Source organism: Maritimibacter sp. 55A14, from assembly GCF_003122205.1.
Classification (GTDB): domain Bacteria; phylum Pseudomonadota; class Alphaproteobacteria; order Rhodobacterales; family Rhodobacteraceae; genus QEYE01.
Genome location: NZ_QEYE01000009.1, coordinates 149,954 through 159,355 on the forward strand (window position 1 = coordinate 149,954; position 9,402 = coordinate 159,355).

At 68.5% G+C, this 9,402-nt stretch carries 7 protein-coding genes; 1 reads left to right on the top strand and 6 read right to left on the bottom strand.

The genetic code is table 11. The annotated features are described in order from the left end of the window. Positions 1-117 precede the first annotated feature (117 nt). From DDZ14_RS09790 to dapE, 5 genes are all read right to left on the bottom strand, one after another. A complete protein-coding gene (locus DDZ14_RS09790) occupies positions 118-915 on the bottom strand; it encodes a pyrroline-5-carboxylate reductase (RefSeq protein ID WP_109424783.1) in 798 nt (265 codons plus the stop codon). A gap of 55 nt (positions 916-970) precedes the next feature. Then, entirely contained in the window at positions 971-2,296 is a 1,326-nt protein-coding gene (locus DDZ14_RS09795; RefSeq protein WP_109424784.1) for a lytic murein transglycosylase, read from the bottom strand. A gap of 102 nt (positions 2,297-2,398) precedes the next feature. Further along, entirely contained in the window at positions 2,399-4,663 is a 2,265-nt protein-coding gene (gene rnr / locus DDZ14_RS09800) for a ribonuclease R (protein ID WP_109424785.1), read from the bottom strand. 72 nt (positions 4,664-4,735) lie between these two features. Further along, on the bottom strand, positions 4,736-5,311 hold the full coding sequence (locus DDZ14_RS09805) for a TIGR04282 family arsenosugar biosynthesis glycosyltransferase (protein WP_109424786.1): 576 nt from the start codon (positions 5,309-5,311) through the stop codon (positions 4,736-4,738). Beyond that, positions 5,311-6,465 carry a succinyl-diaminopimelate desuccinylase gene (gene dapE / locus DDZ14_RS09810; protein ID WP_109424787.1) on the bottom strand — a complete coding sequence of 385 codons (1,155 nt, stop codon included), beginning with the start codon at positions 6,463-6,465 and terminating at the stop codon, positions 5,311-5,313. The genes DDZ14_RS09805 and dapE overlap by 1 nt, the downstream gene beginning before the upstream one ends. 312 nt (positions 6,466-6,777) lie before the next feature. Here dapE and DDZ14_RS09815 point away from each other — a divergent pair, with 312 nt between their 5' ends. Next, positions 6,778-8,355, top strand: coding sequence for a Hint domain-containing protein (locus tag DDZ14_RS09815; protein WP_109424788.1), 1,578 nt, complete (start codon positions 6,778-6,780; stop codon positions 8,353-8,355). Positions 8,356-8,363: 8 nt separating this feature from the next. Here DDZ14_RS09815 and DDZ14_RS09820 read toward each other — a convergent pair whose 3' ends face one another. Next, a complete protein-coding gene (locus DDZ14_RS09820) occupies positions 8,364-8,693 on the bottom strand; it encodes a hypothetical protein (protein WP_109424789.1) in 330 nt (109 codons plus the stop codon). Positions 8,694-9,402: the final 709 nt, after the last annotated feature.

The window sequence follows — 9,402 nt, forward strand, 5'->3', positions numbered from 1 at the left end:
TCTTGACCGGGTAGGCTGCGACCGGTGCCCGGAACAACCGGACGCGCGGCTGATAGCAGAGCGCCGCGCCGAAGGGAAGGGGGGCACCTGCGCCCGCGTCCCGACTCTGTGCCCGGCTCAGCCCATGTCGCGGGCCTTCGCGGCGGCCGCGTCCAGCGCCTCGGCGATGGCCTCGGCCAGCGGGCCGCGCCGCAAGGTCTCCAGCGCCGCGGCCGTGGTGCCCGCATAGGCGATCATCTCTGCCACGTAATCCGCCGGGTCGTTCTGCGGGTCCGCCATGATCGCGCCGCTGGCTCGGAAGAGCTGGCGCGTCGCCAGGGCGGCAATGTCGGGCGGCGTGCCGTGGCGTCCCGCGTGGGCGCGGATCGCTTCGGCCACAGCCGCGAGAACGCCGGGCACCGGCCCGGTGATTGCGGTGAAGAGGTCGACCTGGTCCTCACGGTCCAGTTCGGCGGTCTCCCCCGCGGCGGCCAGCAGGGCGCGGGCGGTCTCGCGGTCCCCGGCACTCGCGCCCGGCCCGGCCCAGAAGGGCGAGAAGGCCAGCCCCAGATCGGCGGCGGGCGGGCTCGACATCGCGCGGATCACCGCGCGCGCCCCGGTCGCCCCTGCGATGCGTTCGGCGGTCGGCCCGGCCATGACCGAGATCACCAATGCGTCCGGCGCGGCGATCGCGAGTCCGTCCATCGCCACCGGCGGGATGGCCAACACGATTGTCGCGCAACGCTCCGCCAGCGCCTGGTTGTCGTCCGTGACATGGATGCCGGGCCAGTCCGCGAGTGCGGGTGCCGCGCCCGACCGGCAGGAGACCCAGAGCCGCCCCGCCCCGACCGTGTCGGTGCGCAGCAGTGCGCGCGCCAGGGCCGAGCCCAGCGCGCCGTTGCCGCCGATTATTCCGATATCCGTGTGCTGCTCCATCCCGCAATCCTGCGCCCGGCGTGGACGGCTGTCCAGCCCCGGCCCGGTCGGCCGCTCAGCGCAACCGGCGGAGGATCTCCAGCGAGGTATAGCCGTCCGGCACCATCCCCTGTGACGCCTGGAAGGCGCGCACCGCGGCGATGGTGTTCGGCCCGATGATGCCGTCCACCCCCTGGGTGTCGTAGCCGCGTGCGGTCAGGCGCTGTTGCATCTCCTTGCGTTCGGTGACGCTCAGCCCACGGTCGTTGCGCGGCCAGCCCGCGCGCAGCGCCCCCGCGCCGCGGATGCGGTCGCCCAGATGGCCCACCGCGATGACATAGGCATCGGCGGCGTTGTAGCGCTCGATGACGTGGAAGTTCTTGTAGATGACGAAGGCCGCCCCGCGCGCGCCCGCGGGCAGCAGGATCGAGGCCCGCCCGAAATCCGGCACCGCGCGTCCGTCGGCGGTCCGCACGCCCATCCGCGTCCATTCGGCGGCGGATTTCTTCACCCGCTCCCCAGCCAGCGCATAGTCGAAGCCGCGCGGCAGCGTCACCTCCATGCCCCAGGGGTGGCCGTAGGCCCAGCCGTGGCGCGCCAGGTAGTTGGCGGTGGAGGCCAAGCCGTCGGTCGGATCCTCGCCCCAGATGCCGCGCCGGCCATCGCCGCGGAAATCCTGCGCATAGGCCAGGTAGGAGGTCGGGATGAACTGGGTGTGGCCCATAGCGCCGGCCCAGCTTCCGGTCATGTCGCGCGGGGCGGTGTCGCCGGACTCGATGATCTTCAGCGCCGCGACGAGCTGCTGTTCGAAGAACCGGCCCCGCCGCCCGTCATAGGCCAGCGTCGCCAGTGCCTCGACGATCGGGGTCCTGCCCTTGTGGCTGCCATAGGCCGATTCGAGCCCCCAGATCGCGGTAACCACATGGGCGTCGACCTTGTAGCGCGCCTCGATCTCCCGCAGCAGGCTGCGGTGGCGGCGATAGGCCTCGCGGCCATTGCTGACGCGCGTGTCGGACACGGCGCTGTCGAGGTAGTCCCAGATCTGCTTGGTGAACTCAGACTGGTTGCGGTCCCGCGAAATCACGTCGGTGTTGTAGTGGATCCCGTCGAAGGCGCGGGCGAAGGTCGAGGGCGATACGCCCGCGGCCAGCGCGCGCGGCCGGAAGCTGCGGATCCAGCCTTGGAACCCGGAGTTTGCCACGCGCTGCACCTCCCGTTCGTCGAGCGGGCGGGCGCGGGGCCGCGGCGAGATGTTGAGCATCGCCAGGCGCATGGGCGCCGCGGCGGCGTCGGGCCGCGAGAGCGGCCTCGGGGAGCTCTCCACAGCGCCCGCCAGACCCGGCGCTGCGAGTCCGGCAAGAAGCAACCCTGTCCGCGCGAAAATGCCCAGCCGCTCTGTCATTGCCTGCTCCTGCTCTGTCTCGGGTCGTCTTTTTCGGCGATTGTAACCTGTCCCGGATATTCGCGAAAGCGGTGATCGCGGCCCGCGCCCGTCCACCGGCGGTCAGTTGCCGCGGCGGCCCGATTTCTTGCGCAGCTTCTGGGATTTTTTCCGCGCCTTGGCCAGTTTGCGTCCCTTGCCGGGCGCACCGCCGCGGCGGCTGCGGGCCGGGCCGCGCGGCATGGTCTGGCCGGCGATGTCCAGAAGCTCCAGCATTAGCCCGCCGGTGACCGGCACGGCCTCGGCCAGCCGTACTGTGACCCGCGTGCCGAGCGACAGCGTCAGCCCGGAATGTTCGCCCATCAGCGTCTGGCTGTCATGGTCGTAATGGAAGTATTCGCGCCCCAGGGTGGAGATCGGGATCAGCCCGTCCGCTCCGGTCTCGTCGAGCTTCACGAAGACGCCGAAGCGCGCGATGCCCGAAATGCGGCCCTCGAACTCGTTGCCGACACGCTCCGACAGGTAGGAGGCCAGATAACGGTCGGTCGTGTCGCGCTCCGCCGCCATCGAACGCCGCTCGGTCAGCGAGATCAGCTCGCCCGTCTCCGCCAGCGCCTCCGCCTCCGCTTCGGTCAGCCCGTCCTCGCCCCAGCCATGCGCGGCGATCAGCGCGCGATGCACCACCAGATCGGCATAGCGCCGGATGGGCGAGGTGAAATGCGCGTAGCGGCGCAGATGCAGCCCGAAATGCCCGAAATTCTCGGGCGCGTAATAGGCCTGCGCCATCGACCGCAGTACCGACATGTTGATGACCTCGGCATGGTCGGTGCCGGCAGCCTGGTCGAGCAGCCGGTTGAGATGTTCGGTGCGCAGCACCTGACCCTTGGCGAGCGTCAGCCCCGCGGCCTGCGCCACGTCGCGCAGGCTGTCGAGCTTCTCGGGCGAGGGTTCCTCGTGCACGCGGTAGAGCAGCGGCTGCCGGCGCGCCTCCAGCTCCTCGGCGGCGGCGACATTGGCCAGCACCATGAATTCCTCGATCAGCCGGTGGGCGTCGAACCGCTCCTTGAACGCGACCGAGGTCACGCGGCCCTCCGGGCTGAGCACGATCTGGCGCTCCGGCAGGTCGAGGTTGAGCGGATGGCGCGCCGCGCGCGCGGTCTTCAACGCCTCGTAGGCAGCATAGAGCGGCGCGATCACCGTCTCCGCCAGCGGTGCGGTGCGCCCGTCCGGCTGGCCGTCGCGGGCGGCCTGCACCTCGGCATAGGTCAGCGATGCGCCCGAGCGCATCATCCCGCGGGTGAAGCGGTGCTCGATCTTCTCGCCCTTCGCGTTCAGCCGCATCCGCACGGCGATGCAGGCGCGCGGCACGTCCTCGTGCAGCGAGCACAGGTCGCCCGACAGCCGGTCAGGCAGCATCGGTACCACGCGGTCGGGAAAATAGGTGGAGTTGCCGCGGTTGCGCGCCTCGCGGTCCAGCAGGCTGCCGGGGCGCACGTAATGCGCCACATCCGCGATGGCCACCCAGATGACGTGGCCGCCGGGATTGGACGGGTCGTCATCGGCGGCGGCGCAGACCGCGTCGTCGCGGTCGCGGGCATCAACCGGGTCGATCGTGATCAGGGGCAGCTCGCGCAGATCCTCGCGCTTGCCCAGCCCGGCGGGTTTGGCGCGCTCGGCCTCGGCCAACACGTCTTCGGGGAACTCGTCGGGAATGCCATGCGCGTGGATCGCGATCAGCGACACTGCGCGCGGCGCCGTCGGGTCGCCCAGCCGTTCCACGACGCGGGCGCGCGGCAGGCCCATCCGGGACTTTGGTCCGGCCTGTTCGGCCTCCACCAGCTCGCCGTCGCGCGCGCCGTGGACATCGCCGGGGCGCACCGTCCATTCCTTTGCCGCTCCCTTGTCCACCGGGACGATCCGCCCGCCTTCCGGGCCGGTGCGGAAAATGCCCAGCATCCGGCGGGGACTGATGCCGATCTTGCGGATCAGCCGGGCCTCGTAGCCGTGATCCTCGGCCGCGACCTCGGTCAGCCGCGCCAGGATACGGTCGCCCCGGCCGAGCGCCGGATCGCCCTGGCGGGGCATGTAGAGCACTCGCGGTGCCTCACCCTCGCCCTGCCATTCCAGCGGCCGCGCGAAGAGATCGCCGCCCGCGTCCGGCGCCAGCACTTCCAGCACAGTGACCGGCGCCAGCTTGTCGCCGTCGCGGTAGCTCTTGCGGGTCTTCCGGATATGGCCTTCGTCGGCCAGTTCCTTGAGCAGCCGTTTCAGCTCGATCCGGTCCGCGCCCTTGATGCCGAAGGCGCGGGCGATCTCGCGCTTTGAGGATTTCCCCGGATTCTCGTTGATCCAGATCAGCAGCGCGTCTTTGGAGGGAAGTTTCGACATGGCCCGCCCATAGCATGCGGACTCGTGGCCGTCATCCGCGAAAACCCTATCCGGCCATCGCACGCCGACGGATCAAAGATCGGCGGCCCGATCGACGTCGCGCAGCCTGTCGGTCAGCGCGATGCGCAGGTCCGGCAGGCCGGCCATGCTGTCGGCCAGCGCGTGCTCGCTGGACCAGCGGACATTGCGGAAAAGCGCGGCCGGCGGCGAAGCGACGCGCTTCATCCCCACCAGCCAGTAGCCGCCGTCATGCGCCGGGCCAAAGACCGCGTCGTGATCGCCCAGCGCTGCGAAGGCCCGCGCCACATGGGCTGGCGCGATGCCGGGGATGTCGCCGCCGACGATTGCCACCGGGCCGGGCGGCATGCTGCGCAGGATGCGGCCCATCCGGTCGCCCAGATCGCCCGGTCCCTGCGGGATGCGCGGCAGATGCGCGGGCCAGACGCGGCTGGCCAGCCCGGCATGATCGGGGCTCACGGCCAGCACCGTCTGCCAGCGCGGATCGCGGCCCAGCCGGCGGATCAGCCCTGCCGTCTGGTGCCTGAACCACCAGGCCGCCGGGACCATGCCGATTTCCCGCCCCAGCCGGGTCTTGACACGGCCCGGACGCGGCTCCTTGAGCATGATGACAAGGCGGGGCCGATGCATCAGGCTTGTGCGAAATAGCCGGCCAGGATGCGCGCGTAGATCGCCTTGAGCGCCTCGATCTGGGCCACCTCCACCCGCTCGTCCACCTGGTGCATGGTGCGGCCCACAAGCCCGAATTCCACCACCGGGCAATGATCCTTGACGAAGCGGGCATCCGATGTGCCCCCGGAGGTGGAGAGCGCCGGGACCAACCCGGTTTCCGCCTCCACCGCGCGGGCCACCAGGTCTGAGAGCGGGCCGGGCGGGGTCAGGAAGCTTTCGCCGGAGACCTTCACCTCCATCCCGATCTCCACCCCGGTGCCATCGCTGGCGCGTGCGGCCTCGGCCTTCAGCCATTCGGTCAGGCTGGCGGAGCTGTGCGCGTCGTTGAAACGGATGTTGACCGTGGCCGTTGCGGCGGCGGGGATCACGTTATTCGCCGGGTTGCCGGTGTCCACGGTGGTGATCGCCAGGGTGGAGGCGTCGAAATGCTCCGTGCCCTCGTCAAGCCGCGCCGAGGCGAGCTGGTCGAGAAGCCGCACCAGCACCGGCAGCGGGTTCCGCGCCCGGTGCGGATAGGCGGAATGGCCCTGCACGCCGGTCGCCGTCAGGTAGGCGGTCATCGAGCCGCGCCGCCCGATCTTCATCATCTCGCCCAGCCGGTTGGGGCAGGTGGGCTCGCCCACCAGGCAGGCGCTCATCGCCTCGCCCTCGGCTGTCATCCAGTCGAGCAGGGCGCGCGTGCCGTGTTCGGCGTCGCCTTCCTCGTCCCCGGTGATGGCCAGGATCACGGCGCCGTCGGGGGGCGTGGCGCGGATGAAATCCACCGCCGCGGCGGCGAAGGCGGCAACGCCCGATTTCATGTCCGTGGCCCCGCGCCCCCAGATCTCGCCGCCGATCACCTCGCTGCCGAAGGGATCGTGGCTCCAGGCCGCGCGCTCGCCCACGGGCACGACATCGGTATGGCCGTTGAAGCCGAAACTGCGCGCAGCACCCTTCGGCCCCCAGCGCGCGAAGAGGTTCGAGACGCCGCCGCGCTCGACGCGGGTGCAGATGAAGCCGGCCTCCGTGAGGAGCCCTTCCAGCACTGCCAGCGCGCCGCCGTCCTCCGGCGTGACGGAGCGGCAGCGGATCAGCGCGGCGGTCAGGGCGACGGGATCGGTGGGCTCGGGCATGGGCGGGTCTCCTCGGTCCCAGCGATACCCAGTTGCGGCGCGGGCCGCAACGGGAAGCGGCGATCGCCTGAATGCGGCTTGTGCGGGAATGCCACAGTTTTCGGGCGACTTGTGAAGAAAACCCAGAAAGTCTTGCGAGATCAGGGGGCTCGGGATTGTATGCTCACCAACGAGACCAGAGGCAGGTCAGCGGGAGAAGCCGGATCACCGGCCCGCATGAGGGGTTTGGGTAATGACGCAGGCTGGGCGCGTAGCGCGTCCGCGGCGTCGTGATCCTTGCCGGAGACCCTGCCCGGAGCCGAGGGGCAGGACATGGCGAACGCGAGCGAACTGAATTACGACACAAGCGCCAGCGCGCTGGACATGGCCAACAGCATTTTCGGCGACGGCGTCACCGTTCTGGGGGCCAGTTTCAGCGGTGACAGCCGGTCCTCGGCGATCTATTCGGGCGGAGACGCGCTGGCCCCCGGCACGACGCCCAGCGACGAGGGCGTGATCCTGTCCACCGGCTTCGCGCGCTCCTTCACCAATTCCTTCGGCGACGCCAACCAGAGCGGCAGCACGTCCACCAACACCTTCGGCGTCAACGACGACGCGCAATTCAACGCGCTGGCCGGCACCCGGACCCTCGATGCGGCGATCCTGGAGGTCGACTTCATCCCCGACAGCGACACGCTGACGATGCAGTTCGTCTTCTCGTCGGAGGAGTTTCCGGAATTCACCACCTCGCAATTCCAGGACATGGTGGGGGTCTGGGTGAACGGCCAGCCCGTCCAGCTTGCGGTGGGCGACGGCGATATCGACCCCAGCAACCTGAGCGCGCTCGGCAACGCCAATCTGCTGACCGACAACACGCCCAGTGTCGCCAACACCGAGATGGACGCCTTCACCGTCACCATGACACTGAAGATGGATGTCGTGCCCGGCGTGCAGAACTCGATCCGCATCGGCATCGCCGACGTGACCGACTCCAATTACGATTCCAATCTGCTGATCGCCGGGGACAGCGTCCAGACCGCGCTGATCGCGCAGGACGACGCTTTTTCGATCACCCCGGACGGCGCCCGGACGATCGACGTTCTGGGCAATGACACCGGGCCGTCGGGAAGCACGCTGACGATCACCCATATCAACGGGCAGGCGGTCGCCGCGGGCGATACCGTGACATTGAATACCGGCCAGCAGGTGACGCTGAACGCCGATGGCACCTTCACTGTGCAGGCCGACAGCGACGTGGAGGATATCAACTTCACATACGAGGTGCAGGAGAGCGGCAGCGGCATCACGGATGTGGCCTTCGTCTCGGTCAGCTCGATCCCCTGTTTCCTGCGCGGCACGGCCATCCGGACGCCGCGCGGCAAGGTGCCGGTGGAGCGCCTGCGCGCGGGCGATCTGGTGGACACGCTGGATCACGGCGCGCAGCCGATCCGCTGGATCGGACGACGCGCGGTACCGGGGCAGGGACGGTTCGCCCCGGTGCGCGTGCTTGCGGGCACTTTCGGCGCGCGGCACGATCTCTTCGTGTCGCCGCAGCACCGGCTGCTGATCTGTGACCCGTGGTCGGAACTGATGTTCGGGGAACGCGAGGTTCTGGTTGCGGCGCGCGATCTGGTCAACGACCGGACCGTGCGCCAGGTCGAGAGCGCGGACGAGGTGGAGTATTTCCACGTCCTCTTCGACGCGCACCAGATAGTCTTTTCCGAAGGCGTGCCCACCGAAAGCTTCCACCCCGGCCCGCAAGTTGCGTCGATGTTCGAGCGCAGGGTGCTGGAGGAAATCTGCGCGCTCTTCCCCGAACTCGACCCGGAAACCGGCGAAGGCTACGGCGCTACGGCACGGCTGTCGCTGAAATCCTACGAGGCGGGGCTCTTGGCCGCGCGGGTGGTCTGAGCGCGGCCTCAGTCGCCGAAAAAGGGCGTCATCTGCGCCACGATCACCGCGTTCTCGGCCAGCGCGCGGTCCATCAGGGCACGCTCCTCCGCGTCGATTTCATGACCGTCGGCCTCGCGGTCCGCGAGCGTGCCATAGCCGGTGACGTCGAGCGGGGCGAGATCGGCCTGTTTGAGGATCGCCACGGTCTCGCGCACCGCCTCGGCCTCGTCCACGCCGGAGGAAAAGCACATCAGCGCCGCGCCGGTCGCGCCCTCGGGCAGCCCGTCGCCGGGCTTGCGGCCGACCTCCACGAGCAGGGTGAAGACCTGCTGGCTGCGCTTCTGCGTTTCGGTCATCGCGATCTCCCGGCGGCTGGCGCCGTTGTCGCGGCACCGCGCGGGCTTGTCAATGGAACCGGGCGGGGGCGGCGCGCCATATGAGCGACGGGCTTCCGGCTGGAGGAAGCCTGGCGGCTCGGTGGGGGGTGACGCCCAAGGAGGGGCGAGGGCCGATGGATGGCGGGTTTGCGGGACAAAGCTGACGTTTGACTAGAAGGACGACGAAAGAGTTAAGGAAGAAAAGGTATCTAACTTTTTCATTTTCTTAGAGCATTTTATGCAAGTGTTCGATGTGCGTTGCTATGCCAGCGGGAAGGTAATAATGGGTGATTTCCTCTTCTCCATCCGGTCCTTTGTATTGATAGGTTTGAATGGGCTCCAATTCGTACTGTGCATTCCCTGTCAAAACACCGACCGCATGCATTTCCGTCGCTTTCGACGCCCCTAGTACTTTCTTGAATACCGGTGCGCCGCTCGCTCCCTTCAAAGCAGGAAACGATAGTTCTAACTGTCTTAGACCGCCAGGTCTTTCTCGATGAAAATGCACACAATTGCCATGGCGCAAACTGCCAAAAAATTTTGGATTCGGTCCCGTCACTCGGGTCAGGACCCATTGATTTCAGCCGAGCATCGTGATTCACCGCCTGAAAACAGAGCGGTGACATGTCTGATCTTTACTGGCTGAGCGACGCGCAGATGGCGCGTCTGGAACCCTATTTTCCGAAGT

What these genes read in the sequence shown, in the direction of transcription:
- DDZ14_RS09795 (WP_109424784.1), bottom strand. Translation starts at nt 2,296, where the DNA reads ATGACAGAGCGGCTGGGCATTTTCGCGCGGACAGGGTTGCTTCTTGCC.
- DDZ14_RS09820 (WP_109424789.1), bottom strand. Translation starts at nt 8,693, where the DNA reads ATGACCGAAACGCAGAAGCGCAGCCAGCAGGTCTTCACCCTGCTCGTG.
- dapE (WP_109424787.1), bottom strand. Translation starts at nt 6,465, where the DNA reads ATGCCCGAGCCCACCGATCCCGTCGCCCTGACCGCCGCGCTGATCCGC.
- DDZ14_RS09790 (WP_109424783.1), bottom strand. Translation starts at nt 915, where the DNA reads ATGGAGCAGCACACGGATATCGGAATAATCGGCGGCAACGGCGCGCTG.
- DDZ14_RS09815 (WP_109424788.1), top strand. Translation starts at nt 6,778, where the DNA reads ATGGCGAACGCGAGCGAACTGAATTACGACACAAGCGCCAGCGCGCTG.
- DDZ14_RS09805 (WP_109424786.1), bottom strand. Translation starts at nt 5,311, where the DNA reads ATGCATCGGCCCCGCCTTGTCATCATGCTCAAGGAGCCGCGTCCGGGC.
- rnr (WP_109424785.1), bottom strand. Translation starts at nt 4,663, where the DNA reads ATGTCGAAACTTCCCTCCAAAGACGCGCTGCTGATCTGGATCAACGAG.